This window comes from Myroides sp. WP-1, from assembly GCF_014145635.1.
Classification (GTDB): Bacteria; Bacteroidota; Bacteroidia; order Flavobacteriales; family Flavobacteriaceae; genus Flavobacterium.
The window spans coordinates 71,533-96,354 of record NZ_JACHTC010000013.1 but is presented as its reverse complement, the minus strand read 5'-3'; the positions used below and the strand labels follow the sequence as shown (position 1 = coordinate 96,354).

16 protein-coding genes and 1 tRNA gene are annotated in these 24,822 nt (G+C 36.6%); 13 read left to right on the top strand and 4 right to left on the bottom strand.

Annotated features, from left to right (window positions below; genetic code table 11):
• The first annotated feature begins 569 nt into the window (after positions 1-569).
• The 6 genes from H4K33_RS12130 (at position 570) to H4K33_RS12105 (ending at position 14,048) form a co-directional block, all read left to right on the top strand.
• Entirely contained in the window at positions 570-6,242 is a 5,673-nt protein-coding gene (locus tag H4K33_RS12130; RefSeq protein WP_255493681.1) for a DUF11 domain-containing protein, read from the top strand.
• A gap of 31 nt (positions 6,243-6,273) precedes the next feature.
• Positions 6,274-9,165 (top strand): hypothetical protein, encoded by a 2,892-nt coding sequence (locus H4K33_RS12125; protein ID WP_182649316.1) that lies wholly within the window; start codon positions 6,274-6,276, stop codon positions 9,163-9,165.
• 84 nt (positions 9,166-9,249) lie between these two features.
• Entirely contained in the window at positions 9,250-9,855 is a 606-nt protein-coding gene (locus tag H4K33_RS12120; protein WP_182649314.1) for a hypothetical protein, read from the top strand.
• Positions 9,856-9,862: 7 nt separating this feature from the next.
• Positions 9,863-11,116 carry a gliding motility-associated C-terminal domain-containing protein gene (locus H4K33_RS12115; protein WP_182649312.1) on the top strand — a complete coding sequence of 418 codons (1,254 nt, stop codon included), beginning with the start codon at positions 9,863-9,865 and terminating at the stop codon, positions 11,114-11,116.
• Positions 11,117-11,124: 8 nt separating this feature from the next.
• Positions 11,125-12,057 (top strand): type IX secretion system membrane protein PorP/SprF, encoded by a 933-nt coding sequence (locus tag H4K33_RS12110; RefSeq protein WP_182649310.1) that lies wholly within the window; start codon positions 11,125-11,127, stop codon positions 12,055-12,057.
• 17 nt (positions 12,058-12,074) lie between these two features.
• Positions 12,075-14,048 carry an OmpA family protein gene (locus H4K33_RS12105; RefSeq protein WP_182649308.1) on the top strand — a complete coding sequence of 658 codons (1,974 nt, stop codon included), beginning with the start codon at positions 12,075-12,077 and terminating at the stop codon, positions 14,046-14,048.
• A gap of 113 nt (positions 14,049-14,161) precedes the next feature.
• Here the strand turns inward: H4K33_RS12105 and H4K33_RS12100 are convergent, their stop codons facing one another.
• Positions 14,162-14,530, bottom strand: coding sequence for a hypothetical protein (locus H4K33_RS12100; RefSeq protein WP_182649306.1), 369 nt, complete (start codon positions 14,528-14,530; stop codon positions 14,162-14,164).
• Positions 14,531-15,173: 643 nt separating this feature from the next.
• On the opposite strand from H4K33_RS12100, the gene H4K33_RS12095 reads away from it, so the two are divergent.
• Positions 15,174-16,487, top strand: a complete 1,314-nt coding sequence (locus H4K33_RS12095) for a phosphatidylinositol-specific phospholipase C (protein ID WP_182649304.1) — start codon at positions 15,174-15,176, stop codon at positions 16,485-16,487.
• A 107-nt stretch (positions 16,488-16,594) separates the two neighbouring features.
• The gene (locus H4K33_RS12090; protein WP_182649302.1) at positions 16,595-17,086 is read left to right on the top strand and encodes a DUF6265 family protein; all 492 of its coding nucleotides are present in this window, start codon (positions 16,595-16,597) and stop codon (positions 17,084-17,086) included.
• A 39-nt stretch (positions 17,087-17,125) separates the two neighbouring features.
• Here the strand turns inward: H4K33_RS12090 and H4K33_RS12085 are convergent.
• The 3 genes from H4K33_RS12085 to H4K33_RS12075 all read right to left on the bottom strand — a co-directional run bounded on the left by H4K33_RS12085 (position 17,126) and on the right by H4K33_RS12075 (position 19,270).
• Positions 17,126-17,199: transfer RNA gene (locus tag H4K33_RS12085), tRNA-Met, on the bottom strand.
• 203 nt (positions 17,200-17,402) lie between these two features.
• Positions 17,403-18,638 (bottom strand): MFS transporter, encoded by a 1,236-nt coding sequence (locus H4K33_RS12080; protein ID WP_182649300.1) that lies wholly within the window; start codon positions 18,636-18,638, stop codon positions 17,403-17,405.
• Between the two features lie 20 nt (positions 18,639-18,658).
• Positions 18,659-19,270: a thymidine kinase gene (locus tag H4K33_RS12075; RefSeq protein WP_182649298.1), complete on the bottom strand. Its 612-nt coding sequence runs from the start codon at positions 19,268-19,270 to the stop codon at positions 18,659-18,661.
• Between the two features lie 101 nt (positions 19,271-19,371).
• On the opposite strand from H4K33_RS12075, the gene H4K33_RS12070 reads away from it, so the two are divergent.
• The 5 genes from H4K33_RS12070 to H4K33_RS12050 all read left to right on the top strand — a co-directional run bounded on the left by H4K33_RS12070 (position 19,372) and on the right by H4K33_RS12050 (position 24,763).
• The gene (locus H4K33_RS12070; RefSeq protein ID WP_255493680.1) at positions 19,372-20,658 is read left to right on the top strand and encodes a hypothetical protein; all 1,287 of its coding nucleotides are present in this window, start codon (positions 19,372-19,374) and stop codon (positions 20,656-20,658) included.
• A 4-nt stretch (positions 20,659-20,662) separates the two neighbouring features.
• Positions 20,663-21,334: a 16S rRNA (cytidine(1402)-2'-O)-methyltransferase gene (gene rsmI / locus H4K33_RS12065; protein ID WP_182649293.1), complete on the top strand. Its 672-nt coding sequence runs from the start codon at positions 20,663-20,665 to the stop codon at positions 21,332-21,334.
• Between the two features lie 269 nt (positions 21,335-21,603).
• Positions 21,604-22,029 carry an OsmC family protein gene (locus tag H4K33_RS12060; RefSeq protein ID WP_182649354.1) on the top strand — a complete coding sequence of 142 codons (426 nt, stop codon included), beginning with the start codon at positions 21,604-21,606 and terminating at the stop codon, positions 22,027-22,029.
• Complete coding sequence (recJ, locus tag H4K33_RS12055) at positions 22,029-23,729, top strand: single-stranded-DNA-specific exonuclease RecJ (RefSeq protein ID WP_182649291.1); 1,701 nt, start codon at positions 22,029-22,031, stop codon at positions 23,727-23,729. Before H4K33_RS12060 ends, recJ begins: the two co-directional genes overlap by 1 nt.
• A gap of 44 nt (positions 23,730-23,773) precedes the next feature.
• The gene (locus H4K33_RS12050; protein WP_182649289.1) at positions 23,774-24,763 is read left to right on the top strand and encodes an aspartate-semialdehyde dehydrogenase; all 990 of its coding nucleotides are present in this window, start codon (positions 23,774-23,776) and stop codon (positions 24,761-24,763) included.
• The last annotated feature ends 59 nt before the right edge of the window (positions 24,764-24,822 follow it).

The window sequence follows — 24,822 nt, the reverse complement described above, 5'->3', positions numbered from 1 at the left end:
ATTGATTATTTTTGTATGGATTTTATACATAATTGTGTAAAATAATGAAAATATATTTATACCTTTTACTTCTAAAATTGTATAAAAGCGAAAAAAAGACGTAAAAAAAATACGTATTTATAAGTATAAAGTACTTTTTAATAGTTTTCTAATAATTTACTTGGGCTGAGTGAATTTTAGAAGTTTTACGACTAAAAAGTGTGAAAAACAAAAAAAGACCTATAAGAAGAGACAACTTGTATTTCTGTAGATATTTTAAGTGGGATGCTTGAAAGCTACGCAGGATCGATCGAAAAAAAAAATGAATAACACCAAGTTTTCTGTTCGCTTGGGCTGAGTGAACAGAAAGCAGCAAATCGAAAAAAAGACTGGGCATAGTATTGTGAAGCTATGCTCAAGCTTTGTTGCATTTTTTACTCCCTATACACAGTTGTATTAGGGAACCTCTTATTCTATACTTTTAGTAGATCTTTTATGGATGACCAATGTGCTTAGCACATTGTTGTCGTGCGAACATATACACCTTACAACCTAAGAAATTCAAAAATATTATGTTTAACACACAACACATGAAAGAGAAAATTACAATTTCCTCCTGGATGAGGACATTAATTCTTCTGGTACTTTTTGTGCCATTGACCCAAGGTTATGGGCAAAGCAAAATACTTGTGAATGAAGTAGTATCTTCTTCTAATACGGGAAATCCTAGTTATGCGTTGATAGACAATGCTAGTTTTGCTCATATGGAAGCTTCTTCAGGGTTAGCTCTTGGACTTGGTGCATATGATAGCACGTTGATCCTTAAGTTTCCTTCCGTAGTACCAGCAAATCAAACCTCTTATATTAGAATCGCATCGGAAGGACAGATCCTTGATGCTTTGTTAGGCGGGTCATTAGGCAATTTACTGTCTTCTCTTTTGCAGATCGTTCTTGCTGGTGAGCAAGAGTTTGCTGTCGAAGCAAGAATGGGAAATACGCCTGTTCTAACAACAGATAGTAAAGATGCGTTAGTTGCTAATAGTGGACAATCAAAAGTTATTGAGGGACTTGGCGGAATTAAGTATATCGCTATTACTCCAACGGAGGCTTATGACCGAATCTATATTCAAAATAGAACAGGTGCTGCATTATTAGGCTTAGGATCAAAGAAATATCTTGATATTTTTAGTGCTTTTACCTATGCTGATAGTCCGTCTGCTTGTGGCAAACCCATCGGGACTTCATTTGATGGAGGTGGACTTAACCTAACTGTTTTACCTGTAGGAAATGGAACCCTATCTGATGCAATTGACAATGACCTTGATAGTTTTTCTAGTTTGAAAGCTGCGAGTTTATTAGATCTAAATGTGGCTGGACGTCTATCTCAATTTTTTTACTTTGCTGATAAGACTTCCGAAACAGGAACAGTTAATGTGAAATTAGCTGCAACAAAAGGAAACAACGTTTTAAATCTTAAACTCTTAGGCTCTATTGAGTTAGTGGCTTGGAATGAGGAGGAAGAAGTATATCGAATGCCATTAGATGGTGGAATCCTCAAGGGAACAAATCTTTTGGATTTACTAGGTAATGGAGAGGCTGTTACTGTGACTATTGCTCCTGGTAAAGCATTTGATAAAGTAGAAGTGCGATTGAATGCACCTGTGGGTGTGACACTTTTAGGATCTTCTGTTCAAATTTATGATGTAGAACGTTATGATGGTATACCTTGTACCAATCCGAATGTAACTATTCCGTCTCCAACTCAAGTGCCATTTGAAACATCAAGTTGTGCTACGTCGTTGGTTGATTTTGAAAATGTTAATTTTGCAACGAATGTTATCGATAACAATAATGAAACCTATGCAACGCTTTATGCCAACACGGGTTCTCTTCTGTCTTCACTGCCTTCTAATGGAATGATTCACATGGCTTATCCGTCTGTGGTACCGGCTTATACAACTTCTTATATCCGCATAGATATGGAACCAGAAATTATAAGTAAGTTATTAGGCGGAACGTTAGGTCAATTAATTGACAATGTAGCAGGATTGTTAATTGGCAATCACTACTTTGAAGTAGATGTTTTTGATGGAACTAATCCTTCTCCGATTGCTCATACAATCAGCAACAATGGTTTCAATTCAACAACTGGAGGAAAAATGGCCGTTGTTCAGGATAAAATTGGAAGATATTATCTTGCTGTTACACCCAATCAAGCGTATAAAAGTATCAAGATTACCAACAAAGTATCTGGTATTCCAAATGGAGAAATACGCGATTTAAAGGTGTATAATATGTGTCGCGAAATAGGAGCAGACCCTTGTTTCCCTCCACAGTTTACTTCGTATAATCAAAGTGGATTGACCGTGAATGTTGGAGAATTAAATGGAGCAGGAGTAACTAATCCATACTATGCAATTAGCGATAATTCATCTCAATATGCTGAAATTAGTACGGGTACTGTTTCTGTTCTTGGTTTAGTGAAACAAGCAATTTATTTTAGTAAACCTTCTCAAACGGGAGACCAATTAAAGGTTCGTTTGCAATTGAATTCACCTAGTTTATTGTCTTTAGAATTATTAGGTGGTTATAAAATAGTTACCTTCTTAGGTGACCAACAAAGAGAATCATTCACGCTTCAACAAGGATTGATTAACAATCTCAATGCGTTGAATTTACTTCAGTCGGGGGGTATTCAAACCTTGACTTTTGATACAGCGCAAACCTTTGATCGCGTTGAAATTCAAGTAGGAACAACAGTAAGTGCATCACTTGTATCAAGTATTCGCTTGTATGATGTAAAACGAGTTGGTTCTACTTGTCCTGAAATAAGCACAGCTTCTCCTTTTATCGCACCTGTTTGTGCAACTCAATTACTGGGAGCTAGTAATGCCAATGATATCGAAAACTTATTTGACGATAATTTTGACTCTTATGCAACATTGCAATCAGGATCAGGTATTTTATTGGGACTTGGAAATAAGTATGAAGGGTCAGTAGAATTAGGATATAATGCTCCTGTGCCAGCAAATACAACTTCTTATGTTCGCGTGGATTTTGAAGATACTGAATTGAACAAGTTACTGGGCGGAAGCTTAGGGAATTTGCTTTCTGGTGTATTGAATGGATTGGTATTTGGCAATCACGATTTTGAAGTTGAAGTGAAAGACGCTCAAGGAGCAATCATTTTAAATGCCGGAACACTTGCAACATCTTCTTCTACTAGCAATGGGAAAATTAGAGTTGTTTTGGATAAATTAGGTCGTACCTATTTAGCAATTACACCGACAAGTGCTTATAAATCAGTTCGTATTATTGATAAAACCAATAGTGCACTAGGTCTTTTAGCACAACCAAATAGCATGAGTGTCTACGGAATGTGCTATGAAACTGCTTCAGATGCTTGTGTTGCTCCATTCGCTACTTCATTTGAATATGAGGGAGTTAGTTTGGATGTGACAGATTTAAGCGGTGGTGGAGTACAATATCCAGAACGCGCCATTGATACTAATTCTACGCATGGCTCACAAATGAGTTTGGGTACGATCAACGTAGGTGGAAGTGTAAAACAGTGGTTTTATTTTAACTCGCTCTCTGAAATAGAGGATGTAGCCAACATTCGATTGAAAACAGGTACTGGCGCTATTGCAGTTCCTTTGTTGGAAAAATTAGAAATTAAAGCCTACAGAGGAGATACGTTTGTGGATCAACTGAATTGGGATAATGGCTTATTAGGAGGAACTGAAGTTGCTAATCTATTAGGAACAGGATCTATAGTGGATATCCCTTTTAAACCGAATGGTCAATATGATCGCATTAGCGTTGGATTAAAAAGTATGGTTAATGTTGGCGTGCTTTCAGCTCTTGAAATTTATAAAGTTGAAAGACTTTGTAGTCCATATGGATCCGATCAAAATTTAGTATCGTGGAAATCATACAAAGTAAATGGTTCTGCTTCTACTAATAGTGTATCAGGAGGCGAGCAAATAGAATATACGATTCACGTGAAAAATGTTGGTGCAACGACGGTTAATAACTTTGCAGTTTCAGATAGATTACCTATTGGTACTTCCTTCTATTCTGTGTTGCAAGGAAGATTGTCGGATGATGGTAAATCGGTACTCTACGATTTCGCCGGTACGATGACACCAGGGAATGAGCAAAGATTTGTTTTCACCGTGAATGTGGATCCTACATTAGAGGGTATCTTACAAATCAAGAATACCGCTTTTACCAAAGAAGCGGGAAGTATTATTTCATATCCTTCTTACCCTCCAATAGATAATACCAACCCGATAGAACCAGATCTAACAAAGAACCCTGGAACAATTATCCAAGTAACACATACCACGGCATTGCCTAAAGCGATTATCACTTCAGATCATGCAAATGCGGTATGTCCAGATACAGAGTTTACATTAGATTCTAATAAAGGTCCTGCTGAGGCAGATGCATACCAATGGTATGTTGATGGACAGGCAATTGATGCGACAATGGCAGGGTCGACGAATCCAAATTACGGAAAGGAAAAAACACTAACAACTAATTATCCAGGTAGTTATACGGTTGTGTATACCAAAGGAGTGGAAGTTTCAGTTGAATCAGATCCTTTTGTCGTGACGCAAAGTCCTGCACCAGTTATTGAATTTTCATCGAGTCAACGTATTAACGTGACGATACCAAGAGATCAAAATGCAGTAACGGTAACCTTGCCAACAGCTACTGTTGTGGGAGGAAATGGAACTATAAAATGGTATAATCATAATGCTGTAGAATTTGCGGGTACATCAATAGAATTTACAACACCTGGGGTTTATACCTTAACTGTAGTGGCAACTTCGGGTAATGGATGTGAATCTTTTGAGAATGTAATGATCACTGTTTATGATGATAGCTTATGTCCTCCAACGATAGAAAGAGTCTATGCAAGAGGTTCATCAAGCTGGGGATCTATCATTACAGGAGGAGTTAGTGGTACAGAGAATACCATCGACGGAGACCCAACAACTTACTCTACGTTAACTACGGGTATTGGACTTTTAGGGATCGGTACGGTATGGCAAAATATCTACTTTGAAGAAGAAGTTGCCGCAGGTACTCCTGTAACCATTAAGCTTGGAAAACAATACAGTGGATTGATGTTAGCTGGAGGTATTTCTGTCTTAGGATTAGATGCTGATGGCAATACCATCGGAACGTTAAAATCAGTTCAAGGTGGTTTGTTAGATTTATTAGCAGCGGATAATGTGATTGAATTTACTTTCGTGCCTTCTGATAAAAATGGACCTAAAAAGTATAAAGGGGTTCGCGTTTCTCAAGGATCTTTATTGAGTGTTGCTCAATTGGCTAAAGTATTCCACGTATACTATACGAAAAATGTTAGCGCATTTTCACCAACATATTGTGAACCTGTTTCAGATAATGTACATCCAGCAGTATTAGATGTATTACATGGAGTGCAAGATTTAGGTTTAGGTGTGGCAAGTGCAACAGCTTCTGTTACTAGTCCATGGAATGCCGTGGATGGAAATCTTGAAACTTTTGCTCAAATATCGAGAGGAGTTGCTGTATTAAACGCAGCGAGTTTAACAGTCGTCTTCAAACAACAAGCCATGCCAGGTGATAAATTACACATTGTAACAGAAGTTCCTGGAAACCCTATTTTGAGTTTAGAATTAATTAAAGGATATACAATCCAACGCTATTTAGGAGATCAAAAAGTAGGAGACGAAATTGATGGAACAAATGGTGCTCAAATTCTAGATCTAAAACTACTCGGATTGGGATACAGCAATAAGTACAAAATGATTATCAAAGAGATCGATCAACCTTTTGATCGCGTTAAGATTTCTTATGGAAGCGTTGTTGGAGTACTCGGAGACTTTACAAAAATATATGAAGTAACAGTAGCTCCTCGCATTGATGTTGGAATCGATATTGAAGAAGAATATTTGGATATATGTCAAGGGGGTATTCTAACGATTAATGCAGAAGACAACTGTTCTACTTATGAAGTTTATACCGAAGAAACAGGTGGTACACCAGTTCCGACAGAAGGGTTGAATAACTTCAGATTACCATATCATTTACCTGAATATCAGGATGAATTACCAGAAGGCGCTGGGTTTGGACCAAAATACAGTGTTGTTTATGTACAGACCTATAGAAATGGCTGTGTTGTAGGTAGAAGATTACCTATTCGTGTAATATTGAAAAATTGTTCAGTAAAATCAAATCTGAACGTCACACAAAAAATTAAATAAGATATACTAGAGAATTAAGACATATAGTACTATGAAAAAAATCACATTATTAGCAGCAGTATTAGGAGCATCGTATTTTGCAAATGCTCAAGTAGGTATTGGAACACCTACACCTATCACCTCTACTCAATTAGATGTAACAGCTAAAGATAAAGGTATTTTAATTCCTCGTGTTGCATTAACTTCATTAGATGTATTCAATCCTATCGAAGGTGCACAAACAGAGAGTTTATTAGTATATAATAGCAACGGTGTTGCTATTCCAACAGGATTTTACTATTGGGTAGATTCAAAGTGGAATAGAATAGTTGGTAAAGCTGAGCTAGACCAAGTAATAGAGAATTTAGGAGATAATATTACCAACCTAGAAGCAGATGTAAAAAATTTACAAGCAGTAATTAACTACATCTTGCCTTCAAACCCATCAAATGATGATACAACACCAGAGACACATACAACTGTGGTGTATAAAGATGGAAAATTTTATACTGTAACGTATGATGCTACAACGCAAACGTACACTACACAAGAAATCAATTTCGAAGACTTGGTGAATGGAGCAGAAACTAAAACATTCATGAGAGAGATATCGAATGCGGAAGGTAAAATAATCGGGGTCATCTATTTCTCTGAACAAACGATTCTCGATTGGTTAGAGGCAGCTGATGAAAATACAGTTGATAATATCCCAAATACAGCACCAGGGGCAACGACAATCAAAGTTACAGATATTGTGGTTAACAATATCCAAGAGATTTTAGAATCGCCAACGACTATTACAATCACAACGGTTGAAGGTGATAAAACATTTACAACAGTAGAAGAGTACTTACAATACATTACGCAGTTCTCTAATGGGAATGTAATCTATTCAGAGATTGCAGATCCAGCGAATCCAGGACAGACTATTTGGGCATTCCAATATTGGGATGAAGCAGCGAATAAATACCAAATTATTGACATCCAAGGTTTAGTAGAAGCTGCTGAAACGAATACAACGATTGTTAGCTACAACAACAAACAATACTACTTATCTGAATCGTATATCAAAGCAGGAGGAGAAACAAATCCAGCAAATTGGACAAGTGTTCCTGCGGGTGCTATCCACGTAGATGTAGTAGGTGGTGTGGTTAACAATATTCAAGAAATTTTAGAATCACCAACGACTATTACAATCACAACAGTTGAAGGTGATAAAACATTTACAACAGTAGAAGAGTACTTACAGTACATCTCACAGTATTCAAATGGTAATGTAATTTATACAGAGATTGCAGATCCAGCGAATCCTGGACAAACCATTTGGGCATTCCAATATTGGGATGAAGCAGCGAATAAATATCAAGTTATTGACATCCAAGGTTTAGTAGAGGCTGCTGAAACGAATACAACGATTGTTAGCTACAACAACAAACAATACTACTTATCTGAATCGTATATCAAAGCAGGAGGAGAAACAAATCCAGCAAATTGGACAAGTGTTCCTGCGGGTGCTATCCACGTAGATGTAGTAGGTGGTGTGATCAACAATATTCAAGAGATTTTAGAATCGCCAACGGATATTACAATCACAACAGTTGAAGGTGATAAAACATTTACAACAGTAGAAGAGTACTTACAGTACATCTCCCAGTATTCAAATGGTAATGTAATTTATACAGAGATTGCAGATCCAGCGAATCCTGGACAAACCATTTGGGCATTCCAATATTGGGATGAAGCAGCGAATAAATATCAAGTTATTGACATTCAAGGTTTAGTAGAAGCTGCTGAAACGAATACAACGATTGTTAGCTACAACAACAAACAATACTACTTATCTGAATCGTATATCAAAGCAGGAGGAGAAACAAATCCAGCAAATTGGACAAGTGTTCCTGCGGGTGCTATTCACGTAGACGTAGTAGGTGGTGTGATCAACAATATTCAAGAGATTTTAGAATCGCCAACGGATATTACAATCACAACAGTTGAAGGTGATAAAACATTTACAACAGTAGAAGAGTACTTACAGTACATTACACAGTTCTCTAATGGTAATGTGATTTATACACAAATTGACGATCCAGCAAACGCAGGTCAAAAGATTTGGGTATTCCAATATTGGGACGAGGCAACTAACTCATATGAAACAATTAATCTAAGAGATTTAGTTGCTGCAACAGAAACGAAAACGCAAATTAAACGTTCAGAGGTTTTAGCTGATGGTACATTACCAGCTTTTGAAGCGGTTCGTACGGCACCAGTAGCAGGAGATGTAAAACAAGGTGAAATCTTTTATGAGTACAGTGCTGAAGGAGATCAGAAAGATTACATCAACATGACGGAAGATATCTTAAACTCAATCAACAATAACGAAGAGATTAAGAATGCAATTACGAATGTGTTGAATCAAGGTGGTAACGTTTACTTTGGGGATCACGATGGAGATGATAGCAATGGAAATACAGCAACTCCTCACGTATTCTACCAAGTGATTACAAATCCTGATGGAACAAAAACGAATAAAGAGATTGAATTACCAGCTTCTTTCTTGGTTAACTTGATTAAGAAATACAAAGACATCGTCAAACAAGAGTTGGGTGATCACATCACAAACGAAGGTGATACAGTTTACACGGGTGATACATACAATGGATACAAAGTGTATTTAGGGAAAGGTGCAACAACAATTGTAGCTTATTCTGCAGAGGCAACTCCTGTAACATTAACCTTAGAAAATGGTGCAGAAATTAGACAAGTATTGTCAATAAAGCTTCTTACAGCAGCAGGACATATCGTGACGTCTAATACAACAGATGTTGTAATTAACGGAACAGAGATCAACTTTAATATCGGTGTGGGTAATCAATATATGATGTTGACACCAGGTACTTACGAAGTTGTCGTTGAATTTACTTCTAATGAAGAAGTACAACTCTAATTTAAATTAATCAATAGCGAAATGATGGGTGTCTACTAGTACAACCTAGAGCCCCATCATTTTAAACTAAAATTAAACAACAAGATGAAAAAGATATATTTAGGATTTTTATTTTCAGTGTTAAGCACTGTTGCTGTTGCTCAAACAAAAGTGGGAGGAACACCTACAATCAACGCTAATGCCATGCTTGAAATTGAAGCATCAAATAAAGGATTGTTATTGCCAAGATTAGAGTTGGTTAGTACAACAGATTTCGCTCCATTACAAGCGCATGTAGCAGGTATGACGGTGTACAATACAAAAAGACAAAATGATGTTGTACCTGGATTTTATTACAATGATGGAACAAAATGGCAACAGATGGTGACTTCAGATAATAAAGCCGTAAAATTCTTCTACATGCCTTCAATTGTTTTTAATACAGGAACACCTGGTGCTGGAAACAAAGATTTGTACCAAGAATATGTGAATCAATTTACCTTAGTAGGTAATACAGCTAGTAGCATTGGAGCACCTGCTGTTATACCTCATTTTCCAGAAGCAACAGATTTATATTATTATGTAACAGATTACGATGCAACGGTGTTTTCTAATATCGTTATTCAAGCAGATGGAAAAATGACATATGAGGTACTTGGAACGGGTAATCCTTACTCAGTGATGAATATTGTTTTCGTTGTTAAAGAATAAGTAGCAGATGAAGATAAACCACAAAATCTTGCTTGGCTCTTTGGTCTTGACTGGTGGTTTAGCGTTTGGACAAACTGTTAATTACGGAGGTTTGTACATTATGCCCAATACAGAAATGGCAACGCTATTCTCCTTAGAAAACAAAGAAAATGCCATGGTATTTAACAACGGTACGTTGTATGTATATCGAGATCTGACGAATAACGGACTATTCGATTTCAGAGAAGAAGGTAAACTGAAAACATCAGGGAAAACTATTTTTACATCTAATCAAAGACAAGCAATTGACGGAAACCAGTTGATTCGTTTCAATCACCTTGAATTTAACAACTCAACAGCGAAAAGTGCTTTTTATGTAGCAAATGGAATTTCGGCAAAAGGAGAAGTTGATTTCTTGGATGGCATTGTAACCATAGACGATGAAAAAGGAGCTTTTGCCTTTTTAAAAGGAGCAAAAGCTAACGATGCAACAGACGAAAGTCATGTTGATGGAACCATTGACAAAGTAGGAAATGAAGCTTTTACCTTTCCTATTGGAAACAAAGGGTACTATCGCGCTGCTTATATTACCGCACCAGATAAAGAAGAAGTATATGCTGGAGCGTATAAATATAACGATCAGGCATTTTTTACAGCGCATGCTAATGCTTCAGGAGTAATTAACACGTTAAATACAAATGAATATTGGTATGTAAGTAAAGGTAGTAAAGAAGAAAAAAATGTCATTCTTGAACTGACATGGGATGAGCGTACTACTTCACCAGAAGTTCTAAACAGTCCAGAAAAAGATTTACACATTGTCCGTTGGGATGAGGTGAAAAAAATATGGGTAGACGAAGGTGGAATTGTAGATGTTAGTGCTCGCCGTATTACTACACCCACATCAGTAAAAGGTTTGGGGTATTTTACATTGGCAACCGTAAAAACAGATTGGCTCTTGGAAGGAGATGTTGTAATCTACAATATTGTTACAGCTGATGGCGATGGAGTAAATGATTATTTCCTCATCGATAATATTCAGAGATTTCCAAACAATAGTGTCCAAATCTATAACAGATGGGGAGCAAAAGTTTTTGAAACCAAAAATTACGATTCAAACGGAAATGTTTTTGATGGTTATTCCAAAGGAAAAATGACGTTAAACGATAGCGAAAAGCTTCCTTCAGGCACCTATTATTATGTAATCGTTTATGAAGTAGAAAAAGAGGGAGTGTCGAGAACGATTAAGAAAGCCGGGTATTTACATTTAGAAACAAATTAATAATAAGGATGAAATTTATAAACAAACTCAAAAAAGTTGGTATAGCCTTAGTATTAATAAGTGCTGCTCAACAAGGTTTTGCTCAACAAGAACCACAGTTTGCCCAATACATGTACAATACGTCAATCTATAACCCAGCTTATGCAGGGAATAGAGAAGTATTAAGTTTATTTGGAAACTATAGAACGCAATGGGTAGGATTAGATGGTGCACCTAAAACAGCAAGTTTTTCTGTCTCTACACCCATTAATGATTCCAATGTTGGAATTGGATTCTCTTTTGTCAATGAGAAAATAGGTATCATGGACGAGAACAATATTGCAGTGGATGTTTCCTATAAAGTAAAATTAAACTACCACTATCAGTTGGCATTTGGATTAAAAGCATCGGCTGATTTACTAAATGTTGATTATGCCAAAGGACATCCATTTGATCCTTCAGACGTGAATATTCAAGAAAATATTACCAACAAATTTACCCCTAATATCGGTGCTGGAGTTTATCTCTATTCTGATCGTTCCTATTTGGGATTGTCTGTACCTAGTTTCTTAGAAACACATCGCTATGATGATAATGAGGTGACAACAATGAAACAACGCATGCAAGTGTATTTGATGGGGGGATATGTATTTGAAATCAATCCAGATGTGAAGTTCAAACCTGCTTTCTTGATGAAAGCAGTGCAAGGAGCACCTGTACAATTGGATTTGACAGCTAACTTTTTGTTTCTCGACAAGTTTACTGCAGGAATTGCTTATCGTTGGGATGCAGCCGTTAGCGGTTTAGTCGGATTCCAAATTAATGAAACGCTGTTTGTAGGGTATTCTTATGATGCCGATACATCCAAACTACGCCATTACAACAGTGGATCGCATGAGTTCTTCTTGCGTGCCGATATTTTTAATCGATACACGAGAAAAACTTCTCCGCGTTTCTTCTAACCTAAAGATGATAAATTATGCAAAAAAGATTAATTACTTTACTAGTTTTATCTTCCATAGCGTTTACAACATCTATAGGATGGGCTCAAGAAAAACGCGAGAATAAAGCAGATCAAAGATTTGAAAAGTACGAGTATATCAATGCCATAGAAATTTATGAAAAAGCAGTTGAAAAAGGATTCAAGAGTGTAAATACCTTGCAAAAACTTGGAGATGCTTATTATTTCAATGGAAAGCTAGTAGAAGCTAATAAATGGTATCAAGAACTATTTCAATTCGCCAAAGAAAGTCAGGAATCCATAGGATCAGAGTACTACTATCGCTATGCGCAAACGTTGCGTGCGATGCAAAAGTACGATGAGGCAGATACTTACATGGCTAAGTTTACTGCTCTAGAACAAAGCGATTCTCGTGCTCAATTATTCGAGGCGAACAAGAATAATTACAGAGCAGATATTGAAAAGCGCTCTAATCGTTATGAAGTAGCAGCATTAGAATTAAACAGTGCGTTTTCAGATTATGGAGCCACTATCTATAAAGGACAATTGATTTATACTTCAGCCAGAAATTCGGCTGAGGTTTCAGGGAACAAAGTACACAAGTGGACCAACGAAGCTTATACAAGTTTGTATGCTTCTACAATCAATAACGACGGAAGCTTTGAAGATCCTCAATTGTTTTTTAAGCAAGAAGATCAAACGATTAATCAATCTACTGCTGTTTTTACTAAAGAGGGAAATACGGTCTATTTTACACAAAACGCAACAGCTATTAAAGATGATGTGCAACAAAATAGATACAAAAATGCTTTGCTGCAATTGTTCAAATCTACGCGAATGGAAGATGGAACTTGGAGCAAACCTATTGCATTAACAATCAATGATCCTAAGGCAAATAATGCACATCCTGCACTAACTCCTGATGATAAATGGTTGTACTTTGTTTCGGATCGAAGTGGATCAATCGGACAAAGTGATTTGTTTCGCGTTGAAATACTAGCAGACGAAAGTTTTGGTAAAGTCGAAAATATTGGCAAGCAAATTAATACAGAAGGAAGGGAAACATTTCCGTTTATTTCTAGTGATTATATGCTGTACTTTTCTACCGATGGCCGACCTGGTTTAGGAGGATTAGACATCTTTATGGCGAAGATTAACGTCGATGGTTCTTTTGGGACGGTTACCAATATTGGCGAACCCATGAACAGCCCGGCTGATGATTTTGGATACTATTTTGATCCAAAAGCCAAGAAAGGTTTTGTTAGCTCCAATAGAGCAGGAGGAATAGGAGGAGATGATATCTACTTTGTACAAGAGAAGAAAGAAATTATCTGTAAACAAAGTATTGACGGTTGGGTATTTAATGCTTCTACTAGAGAATCTCTAGCAGGAAGTAAAATTACCTTGTACGATGCAACATATACGGTTTTAGATAGTATCCAGGCAGATGATCAAGGAAGATTTGCACTTGCTGATTTAGATTGTGGTAAGAAATACCGCCTAAAAGCAGAAGCTACAGGATTCCAAACCAAAGAAATTGCACAAACAATGAGTTTTGAATTAGGCGCTGTCAACAAAGTGGAAATAGGACTTGAACCCGTACAAGAAACCATTACAGAAGACGATGACCTGTTCAAAAAATTGAAATTACAACCAATTTATTTTGATTTTGATAAAGCCAATATTCGTCCAGATGCAGCTGCAGAACTTGCTAAAGTGGTTGAGGTATTAAAACTATATCCAAATATTAGCATTGATGTTCGTTCGCATACAGATAGCAGAGGTAATGACGCTTACAACATGAAGTTGTCTGATCGCAGAGCAAAATCAACCATGAAGTGGATGATTGATCAAGGTATAGATCCAGATCGCCTTACAGGAAGAGGCTATGGAGAAAGTCAATTGATTAATTCATGTGCAAATGGAGTGCCTTGTTCGAAAGAACAACACCAAGAGAATAGAAGAAGTGAATTTATTATTGTAAAAATGTAAATTCAGAGCCGCTATAAACAACAAATTTTACTTCCCATTAGGGCTACTTATTTTAAGTAGCCCTTTTTTTATTTCAATACACAAAAAAAGAGCCCTATTTAGAGCTCTTTAATTTATACTGGCTTAACATTAGGAGGAGGATCTACTAGTGTTATATATGGATTCGAATGGATGACAGGTTTGTAGAAGTACTGCTTCTCAACAAAAGAAATGCGCCTTTTGGTTTGGGGATGCTCTACCGTTTGGGCAATAAAGAAAGTCTCACAGCTAATGTTGGTTGCTTTACAGTTTTTACTTTTGGTGGTTTTTCCTGCATGATCTGCAGAAGAAGTCCCTAGCTGGTATACATACATATTGGCAATCGGACAAAAGGAGATCTTCGACTCGCAATCCTGTTGAGCGAAGAAATTAATCTTTTCTGCACCTAACAACACAAATAGGAGGCATAAAAATTGGGCAATATGTCGATTGTACTTCATCATGAATAGAGCAAATATATTTAGTTTTTAGAAATAGCTTCACCTTTTTAGGTAAAGTTTAGGAAGGAAAAATAATAAAAACTCGGTTTACATTTTAAATAAGAGAACTCTTTAATCTAATATGATGTCTTTTGTGAATAGGCGTATTGGTCAGGTAGCTCTTAAATAAGTCTGATGCAATACCCCTAAAGGTTTGTGTTTGGATTGGAAATAATGTACTTGCATTCTTTTGACTTTGCACGATACAAAGTATAACCTAAGCAGTTTTAACTTACTTCATCTCACTATAAAGGCATAAGTAACAAGGGGCGCTTCTAGTGGAGGAAGAATTAGTGGGCTAATAGCGGTTATTCTAGTTAAATAATTAGATAGAAATTACACGATTCAAAGTTATAAATACTTGAAAAAAATATTGTGCTTGATAAAAAGATAGGGCATAATATTTGTTTCTAGCGTAGAAAAATAATCCGTTTACGAGTTCTTAGATTTATCAGGGATTAGTCTTGCAAAACAATAAGCAAGACAAGTAAATCCTTCCTTTTTGTAGTAAATCCGTAGTCGAATAGCTGATTTTTTTGATTGATAAAGCAACCGTAGCGGGTGCATTATAAAATTTAAATATTGATTAATTTTAAAGAAGATGTATATGAGATATTCATTGTTAAGTGATACCAAAAACTGGATGAGTTGTATCGAAGATAGTAAGAGCATTGCTCACATATCAATACCAGGAACACATGATAGTTGTGCCCGAAAAGGGCAATCTGGACAAGCTCCTGGGATTGATGAATATGTTGCAGCGCAGAATTCTGACTGTACAATAAAAAAACAATTGGAAGATGGCATTCGTTATCTTGATATAAGATGCTGTGTAATTGATGGTGTATTTACTATTCATCACGGACAATTTTACCTGAACATTAATTTTGGAGATGTGCTGATTCAGTGTTTAAATTTCTTGAACACCAATAGTTCTGAAACAATTATTATGAGAATTAAGCAAGAAAATTCTTCAGTTTCAGATGCAGAGTTTCGTGCTGTTTTTGATACGAAATACGGTGAATATCATCAAAAAATGTATTTAGAAACTTCTATCCCAAACCTAGGTAGCGTTAGAGGAAAGATAGTTGTTCTTTCTAATGTATTATCTGTTCCTGGAATACCTTATAGTTCGATCAAAGTGCAAGACGATTACTCAGACACATCGGTATCGAGTAAAAGGGGAAAGATTGTTAATTTGGTTAATGAATCAGCAAGAGTAAACAGAAACGGTGGTAATCCTACCTTATACCTAAATCATTGTAGCGCAACAAATCCCCCCTTGTCAAGCCCAAAGTCATTTGCCGGTATATTGCTACCCGCTATTACTCGTGATTTTAAAGAGGGATTGGGGGCAAAGCAGGTCGATAATTCTCGAAACGAAGCAGCACATATAGGGATAATTGCGATGGATTTCTACACCAAAGATTTAGTTACTGAGATCATAAAAAGAAACGAAAACAAGTACTTTAAAGAGCTTCCGATATTCACTATCTATAACAATTACTATGGGCAGCATTATTTCTACGCTTCACTATATATGGATACCGCTAAGAAAAGACGAGAGGTATTTGGTTGGAAGCCAGGAGGTAAGGTTGTTAATGGTTTTTGGGTGTTACTTCCTTCTGGTAACACAGATGAATACTATATATTTAATACCTACTACAAAGAATTTTTATATGCTAGCTCTTTTATTACGGACAACAGAAGAACAGTTTATACCTGGGTAGACGCAGTGCCAACTGTCGAGTCTACATGGATTATACGCAATGGTGAGATACACAATGTTTATTACAATTGTAATCTTTATGAAAGTAGTCTTTCTTATTCTAATGATCGAAAACTTATTCCTTGTTGGGCTCCGAGTGCTAGAGTATTACAAGATTCCTGGAATTTGGAATTTGAGAATAGATCTTTGTGATGTTATTGGAATAATAGAATCTAAGTTTAAGCTGAGATCTCTGTATTTGATAGGAAGTAAAGTATTATCTTTAATTTATTATTTCCAATTAACAAAAACCAAAAACCATGAAAAAAATAGTCGTATTAGTCGTATTAGCCCTTGCCTTAGGTTCTTGTAAAGAAGATAAGAAGAACACCGTAGTAGACCTAGATCAACTTCAAGAAGGAGTTGCACAAACAGCATCTATAGATTGGCTTTTAGGAAACTGGAAGAGAACCAATGACCAAGAGGGGCGTTCAACTTTTGAGTCTTGGAATAAAACAAGCGCTTCTCAGTACGATGGAATTGGTTATACACTCGCACAAGGAGATACGATAAGCAAAGAATATATGCGTTTGATATTAGCTGATGAACAGTGGAACTTGGTCGTAAAAACTGCAGACGACGCCGATACAGTTACATTTGCCATGACGGAGTTACAAGAGAATTCTTTTGTTTGTGTAAACGAAACCCATGATTTTCCAACTCATATTGCCTATAAATTAGAAGAGGGTAAACTCAAAGCAAAGGTTTCAAATAAGGAAATGGAAATTGATTTTGAATTTATAAAGGAATAAAAAAAAGACTTAATCGATAGATTAAGTCTTTTTACCTTGTAGCGAAGACGGGAGTTGAACCCGTGACCTCAGGGTTATGAATCCTGCGCTCTAACCAACTGAGCTACCTCGCCATATATTGGACTGCATTATTTTGTTAATGCGAGTGCAAATATAGAACAAATTATATACAATGCAAGGCTTAAAAGCTCGATTTTATTTAGAGTTTTAAATTTTAACATATATTTTTTGTGTCTCTTGAGCTATCCTGTTTGTAATCAATAACTAACGATTTTTTATTTATTTTAGTAAAAAAATAGAAATGCAACGAGAGTACTTATACTTTCGGTTGAACCATTTTGCCAACGGTATAATTTAATCCAAAAGCAGCAACCAAAAAGATAGATCCCATAACAATCCACAACACATCATAACTAAAATAAGAAACGAGTTTTGTTCCTAAAACAGGAGAGATGATGAATCCAACCGCAAAAGTCAATCCATTTACTCCCATATAAGAGCCTTTGCTATTGTCATCTGCACGCATAGCCGTTACCGTTGAGGTATAAGGGAAGATCAACATTTCCGATACACTTAATAGGGTAATTGATAAAATGATGGAAACAATGCTGTAATCTAATAGAAAAATTAAAAAAGCAAAAGGAGCAACTAAAGCGCCATAAAAAATCGTTTTTTGCGTAGTCAAATGGCGTTCTGCTAGGTGTACTAATAGCATCTCAGTTAGGAAAATCAACAAACCGCTATACCCCAATACAAGCCCAATTTGAAACTCATTGAGGCCCCCTACTTTTTCGTAAAAGATAGGTAACGTGCTAAAGAGTTGTAAAAATGCGATGGAATACAATGTACAGAAAAAGCTGTAAAAAAGGAATAAACCATCTTTATAAGGAGATTGACGCTTAGTGCTTGACGTACCTAACGTAATATCATTGTCATCCTCAATAGAAACTGTTGGCTTGGGGTTTTCCTTACGTCCTTTAAAAAAGTAAATGAATACTATAGCAGCAAAGAAGGCAGCACCTGCATTGATGTAAAATAACAATGAGTAAGAAATCGCAGCTAACATCCCACCCATAGCCGGACCAATAGAAAAGCCCAAATTTACCGCCATTCGATTGAGAGAAAAGGCACGTGTAATATTTTCGGGTCTAGCGTATTTAGTAATGGCAACAGAGTTGGCAGGACGAAACATTTCACTAATTGTACTTTGAACGAGAATCATAATAGCCAAACTAACCACAGAGGTAAAATGAGGCAATAAGATAAACATGGGTATACTTCCCAATAAACTCAAATACTGTAATTTGTAATTTCCGATTTTATCCGTAATCCATCCTCCAATGGTTGAACCGATCATCGATCCGATACCATAACAAGCTAGAACATATCCCGTTTGCTCATCCTTAAAGTGGAGTTCTTTACTCATATAAACACCTAAGAAAGGAAATACCATCGATCCGGCTCTATTGATTAACATGACAATGGCTAACATCCAAGATGCTGAGGATAAACCTCGATAAGAGTCCAGATAAATTTGGTATATTTTTCTCATAAAGCGTTTAATCTATATAATCAGGGTTTGGGTTTTTCTTTTTTCAGCTTCTCAGCTTCTCGCATTGCGTTGTAATACGCCGCTCTGCTTAAAGGTTCGTATTCTTCAGTTTCACCAAGCATAACAATATCTTCACTCGCGGCTTTTCTGTAGCTATAGTGAGCCAAGTTACCTGTACGTGTACATACAGCGTGCACTTTGGTGACATATTCTGCAGTGGCCATCAACGCCGGCATCGGTCCAAATGGATTACCTTTGAAGTCCATATCCAAACCAGCAACGATAACGCGAATACCCGAATTGGCCAATTCATTGCAAACGTGGACAATCTCAGCATCGAAGAATTGAGCCTCATCAATCCCCACTACATCACAACCACTCGCCAAGAGTCGAATGCTATCCGCTGTGGGAACAGGAGTCGATCTTATCTCATTCGCATCGTGTGATACCACGTATTCATCGTGGTAACGCGTGTCTACAGCGGGTTTAAAAATTTCGACTTTTTGTTTGGCAAATTGCGCTCTTTTCAATCGGCGAATCAGTTCTTCTGTTTTTCCAGAAAACATTGATCCACAGATTACTTCGATCCATCCAAACTGCTCTTTGTGATTAACAGGAATTTCTAGAAACATTTTGTAATTTTCAGGCTGAAACCAGTAGTTTTTTTGTTACTTTGTGAAGGACAAATTTATCAAAAAAAGCTTGTATAATTTACTAAATGAAATTAAAAGTTATGAAGAAAGTCTTAGAGGCAGAGTTGTTGAGCATCGTTCATCGCGTATTGCAGATGAAAGATACTGATGTGGATAAGTTGTATGTTGAAGCAAAAGAACTATATGAAAAGCTTCAAATTTTAAAATTTTATCAAGATAACCTAGCTTTAGGACTTGTAAAAGACATCACTGAAGATCAGTTAGTAGAAAAATTAAGTGGGTTAACTGTTGCGGAAACAACCAAGCAAGAAACAGTACCTGTTGAACAACCTGCGGTTGAAGAAGAAGAAATGCGCTCACAGATTCCAACTGATTTAATCGTGGAAGATTATCCTATCGTAGTAGAAGCAGAAAAAGAAACGGTGGTCAATTTTGAAGCATTTGCTGATGCTAAGGAAGAACAAGCAACCTTAGAGGAAGAACTGGAGAAAGAAGAAAAAGATGAATTTGAGTCAGAAATCAAGGAAGAAGAAATACAAGAACAAACCCATTTCGGTGATGATCTAGTTGAGGAAGAGGAAATTGAAATTGAAGTCGAATTAGAAGAAGAAGCTGAAATTGAGATTGAATTGGAGCATGAAATTGAAGAAGAAGAGGAGGAAGATGAAATAGATACAGAAGAAGATGCTTTAGAATCTTTTGAAGAGCAGGAACTAGCAGATCAAATGGTAACGGAAACATCAAATACTGCGACTTTTGAACGAAATGAAGAGGAAATTGTAGAAGAAGATGTATTTGTCTCCTTAACAACAGATCAAAGAGAGGATAATCCTTTTGAAGGGTTTGATTTTGGGGAAATTGAGTTTATTCGCGTTGAAGATATAGCAAAAGAAGATACAATCTTGGTCGATGATCACATGTTTGAGCGTCTTGGAACGGAACAACCAGTAGAGACAGAAGAAGTACAAAGTACTGCTAGTTTCTTCGCACAACAAAAGGAAGAACAAGAAGAGAAAGAGGAGGCCCAAACAAAGGAAGAGGAAAAAACGGAGAATCAACAAAATATGTTGTTTAACCTAGATCAAGTATCCGTTAGAGAACCTCGAATTGTAAAGAAAACAATTAACGATATTTATCGCGGTACGATCATGGTAGGATTAAATGATCGCATTGCATTTGAAAAACATTTGTTCTCTAATAGTTCTGAAGACTTTAATCGCGTGTTGTCTCAATTGAACACAGTGAGTACGTTTGATGAAGCAAAGAGTTTTGTAGAGCACTTGGTAAAACCAGAATACAACAATTGGGAAGGTAAAGAAGAATATGCAGAGCGTTTTATGGCGCTAATAGAAAAGCGTTTCGAATAAGATTATGGGGAAATTATACGTTGTACCAACTCCGATTGGCAACTTAGAAGATATGACCTTTCGCGCCATTAAGGTATTAAAGGAGGTAGATTATATTTTAGCAGAAGACACGAGAAATAGTGGCAAATTGTTGAAACACTTTGAGGTGAATACACCCATGATGAGTCATCACATGCACAATGAACACAAAACGGTAGAAAGTTTAGTGAGACGCATGCAAACAGGCGAATCATTTGCACTAATTTCCGATGCAGGTACTCCTGCAATATCAGATCCTGGCTTTTTGTTGACCAGGGCCTGTATTGAAAATAAGGTAGAAGTAGAGTGTTTACCTGGAGCAACAGCCTTTGTCCCCGCTTTAGTGAATAGTGGTTTGCCAAATGATAAATTTGTCTTTGAAGGTTTTTTACCAGACAAGAAAGGACGTCAAACGCGTTATTTGCAATTAGCAGAAGAAACAAGAACAATGATTATTTATGTCTCGCCGCACAAATTGGTGAAAACCCTTGGAGAGTTTCAAACTTATTTTGGTGGTGATCGCGTGATTTCTGTTTCAAGAGAATTGTCTAAGCTACACGAAGAAACCGTAAGAGGTGAGGTAGTAGAAGTTCTCAAACACTTCGAAGAGAAACCGCCGAAAGGAGAAATAGTTGTTATAGTGGCAGGAAAAAAATAAAAAAGTAAAAGGAGTTGTAGCTGTAAAAGTTCAACTCCTTTTTCATTTTACGCAATTGAAATTATTCTACTGCTTTGTGTCAATTTTTGTAGCTAAGTATCTTACAAGAGTACATGTAAAAACTAAAACTGGCTTTTATTGCCGTTTTTTATTCTAATTTAGATAGGTATATTAGAATAAACGTCGCCTCTTTTACGTTAATTATTAACGTTTTGAAAAGATTAATCCTTAATATTTTTTGATACATTTGATAAAAATGAGAATAAATGATGTCACATAAAGTTACCACTACTTGGTTAGAGAATATGCAATTTGAATCAACGAATCCAAGTGGAGAAACCATGCGAATTGATGCTGGACCAGAAAATGGAGGAGATAATATGGGTTTTAGACCCAAAGCGTTGATGTTGTCTGCATTGGCTGGTTGTTCTGGCTTAGATGTTGCTTCTTTAATTAAAAAAATGAGATTGGATGTAACCGATTTCAAAATTGAAACAGAAGGAAAATTAACAGATGAAGATCCTGCTGTTTACCATACCGTTATTGTAGATTACCACTTCTATGGCCCTAATTTAGATGAGGCTAAGCTTAAAAAAGCAGTAGAACTATCGGTTGAGAAATATTGTGGAGTAATGCATATGTTTACGCAGTTTGCTAAAGTAGAAACCAATATTCATTACCATAAACAACAATAATGCGGTGGACATTAAAAGAGATAAAAGATCAAAAAAGCGTTAACCATTTAGTTCAAGTATTGGGAATCGATCCTGTTTTAGCTCAACTACTCGTTGATCGTGGGATTACTACTTTCCAAGAAGCAGAACGTTTCTTTCGACCGTCTTTAGCTGATTTACACGATCCTTATCTGATGAAAGATATGGATAAAGCGGTGAAAAGAATAGAGGAAGCCATTGCGAATAAACAGAAAATAATGGTTTTTGGCGATTATGATGTGGATGGAACTACAGCTGTATCTTTGGTTTATTCCTATATTCAATCCTATTATCCAGACGTAGATCGCTATATTCCCGATCGTTATAAAGAAGGATATGGCGTTTCTTATCAAGGTATTGACTATGCTGCAGATAATGATATTCAGTTGATTATTGCGCTAGATTGTGGAATTAAATCTGTAGAACATGTAAAGTATGCCAAACAAAAAGGAGTAGATTTTGTTATTTGCGATCATCACTTGCCTGGAGAACAAATACCCGATGCAGTAGCAGTATTAGATCCAAAGAGAAATGATTGTACTTACCCTTATGATGAGTTGTGTGGTTGTGGAGTCGGGTTTAAATTGGTACAAGCTTTGGCGGCCAATCGTGGATTAACCATCGATGATCTGATTCCTTATCTTGACCTTGTCGTAACAGCTATTGGAGCAGATATCGTTCCGATTACAGGTGAGAATAGGGTTTTAGCATTTTTTGGATTAAAAGTAATCAATAGCAATCCAAGACCTGGTATTCAAGCATTGCTCAATGTATATAAGCAAAGCAGTTATACGGTTAGTGATATTGTTTTTAAAGTTGCACCAAAAATTAATGCAGCAGGAAGAATACAACACGGCAATTACGCAGTAGATCTGTTAACGCGTTTCTCTATGAGAGAAGCCGAAGAAACAGCACAAATGATTATTGCCTTTAACGAAGAACGCAAAGTACTAGATCAAAATATAACAGAAGAAGCCAAAGTTCAAATTGTAGAAAACAAAGAGATTAATAGTAAATCAACTGTTGTTTTTCAAGAATCGTGGCATAAAGGAGTTATCGGTATTGTAGCCTCTCGCTTAATTGAAACATATTATCGACCAACTGTGGTGTTTACAACAAGTGGAGATGTGTTAGCCGCTTCGGCACGTTCAGTGAAAAACTTTGATTTGTATGCCGCTTTAGAAGCGTGTTCTGATGAGTTGATTCAATTTGGTGGACATATGTATGCCGCTGGAATGACGTGCAAGAAGGAAAATTATCACAACTTCAAAGCAAAATTTGAAACAGTAGTCTCAAGCACCATTCGAGATCGAGACTTGATACCAGAAGTGGAGATAGATGCGATTTTAAACTTTGCAGAGATTACCCCGAAGTTCTGTCGTATTTTAAGACAGTTTGAACCCTTTGGTCCAGAAAATATGAGCCCTGTGTTCTTGACGAAGAATGTATATGATACAGGATACGCCCGAGGCTTAGGAGCAAATCAAGAGCATTTGAAAATGTATGTAAGACAACGAGGCTACCTAGATAAAGGATTTAGTGCCATCGGTTTTTCTTTCGGTAAGTTTCTAAATGACATCCAAAACCGAACTTTTTTTGATTTAGTCTATTCGATTGAAGAAAATGAGTGGAAAGGAGAGGTGAATAACCAGTTGCAAATTAAAGATATGCAATTGGTATAACGTAAAAAATGAGTGTAACCAATATATAATTTTTATTCATTAAAATGAAAGTAGCAGTAGTAGGCGCTACCGGAATGGTAGGAGAGATTATGCTAAAAGTGTTAGCAGAACGCAATTTTCCAGTAACAGAATTAATACCTGTGGCTTCTGAACGATCAGTAGGAAGTGAGATAGAATTTAAAGGAAAGAAGTTTGTAGTACAATCAATAGCCGAAGCTGTCAAGATGAAACCGGCCATTGCTCTTTTTTCTGCAGGTGGATCTATTTCTTTAGAATGGGCACCAAAATTTGCTGAAGTAGGTACAGTCGTTATTGACAACTCTTCTGCATGGAGAATGGACCCAACTAAAAAACTTGTTGTTCCAGAGATTAATGCAACTAGTTTGACAAAAGAAGATAAAATTATTGCAAATCCAAACTGTTCAACAATTCAGTTAGTGATGGCTTTAGCTCCTTTAAATAAAAAATACAACGTCAAACGCGTTGTTGTTTCAACATACCAATCCATCACCGGAACGGGAGTAAAGGCAGTGAAACAATTAGAAAATGAATATGCAGGTGAAAAAGGAGAAATGGCTTATGCTTATCCTATTCACCGCAATGCAATCCCGCATTGTGATGTCTTTGAAGCCAATGGATATACAAAAGAAGAGATGAAATTGGTCAATGAAACTAAGAAAATTTTAGAAGATGATACGGTTTTAGTAACAGCGACTGCAGTGCGAATTCCTGTTGTTGGCGGACATAGTGAAGCGGTAAATGTTGCTTTTGAACGCGATTTTGAAGTAGAAGATGTGCGTCGTCTCTTACATGAAACACCTGGAATCATTGTGCAAGATAATTTAGATACTAATACGTATCCTATGCCTCTTTACGCACAAGGAAAAAACGAGGTCTTTGTAGGGCGTATTCGCCGTGATGAAACTCAACCCAATACACTAAATATGTGGATTGTTGCTGATAATTTACGAAAAGGAGCAGCTACAAATACCATTCAAATTGCAGAGTATTTAGTTGCAAATGGGCTAGTATAAAAAAAGGATAGAATAAAAAAAGGTCAACTAGTGCGCTAGTTGACCTTTTTTATGGATGG

Bases quoted from the DNA above. Each gene is read 5' to 3' on its own strand.
- H4K33_RS12130 (WP_255493681.1), top strand. From the start codon at position 570: ATGAAAGAGAAAATTACAATTTCCTCCTGGATGAGGACATTAATTCTT.
- H4K33_RS12125 (WP_182649316.1), top strand. From the start codon at position 6,274: ATGAAAAAAATCACATTATTAGCAGCAGTATTAGGAGCATCGTATTTT.
- H4K33_RS12120 (WP_182649314.1), top strand. From the start codon at position 9,250: ATGAAAAAGATATATTTAGGATTTTTATTTTCAGTGTTAAGCACTGTT.
- H4K33_RS12115 (WP_182649312.1), top strand. From the start codon at position 9,863: ATGAAGATAAACCACAAAATCTTGCTTGGCTCTTTGGTCTTGACTGGT.
- H4K33_RS12110 (WP_182649310.1), top strand. From the start codon at position 11,125: ATGAAATTTATAAACAAACTCAAAAAAGTTGGTATAGCCTTAGTATTA.
- H4K33_RS12105 (WP_182649308.1), top strand. From the start codon at position 12,075: ATGCAAAAAAGATTAATTACTTTACTAGTTTTATCTTCCATAGCGTTT.
- H4K33_RS12100 (WP_182649306.1), bottom strand. From the start codon at position 14,530: ATGATGAAGTACAATCGACATATTGCCCAATTTTTATGCCTCCTATTT.
- H4K33_RS12095 (WP_182649304.1), top strand. From the start codon at position 15,174: ATGAGATATTCATTGTTAAGTGATACCAAAAACTGGATGAGTTGTATC.
- H4K33_RS12090 (WP_182649302.1), top strand. From the start codon at position 16,595: ATGAAAAAAATAGTCGTATTAGTCGTATTAGCCCTTGCCTTAGGTTCT.
- H4K33_RS12080 (WP_182649300.1), bottom strand. From the start codon at position 18,638: ATGAGAAAAATATACCAAATTTATCTGGACTCTTATCGAGGTTTATCC.
- H4K33_RS12075 (WP_182649298.1), bottom strand. From the start codon at position 19,270: ATGTTTCTAGAAATTCCTGTTAATCACAAAGAGCAGTTTGGATGGATC.
- H4K33_RS12070 (WP_255493680.1), top strand. From the start codon at position 19,372: ATGAAGAAAGTCTTAGAGGCAGAGTTGTTGAGCATCGTTCATCGCGTA.
- rsmI (WP_182649293.1), top strand. From the start codon at position 20,663: ATGGGGAAATTATACGTTGTACCAACTCCGATTGGCAACTTAGAAGAT.
- H4K33_RS12060 (WP_182649354.1), top strand. From the start codon at position 21,604: ATGTCACATAAAGTTACCACTACTTGGTTAGAGAATATGCAATTTGAA.
- recJ (WP_182649291.1), top strand. From the start codon at position 22,029: ATGCGGTGGACATTAAAAGAGATAAAAGATCAAAAAAGCGTTAACCAT.
- H4K33_RS12050 (WP_182649289.1), top strand. From the start codon at position 23,774: ATGAAAGTAGCAGTAGTAGGCGCTACCGGAATGGTAGGAGAGATTATG.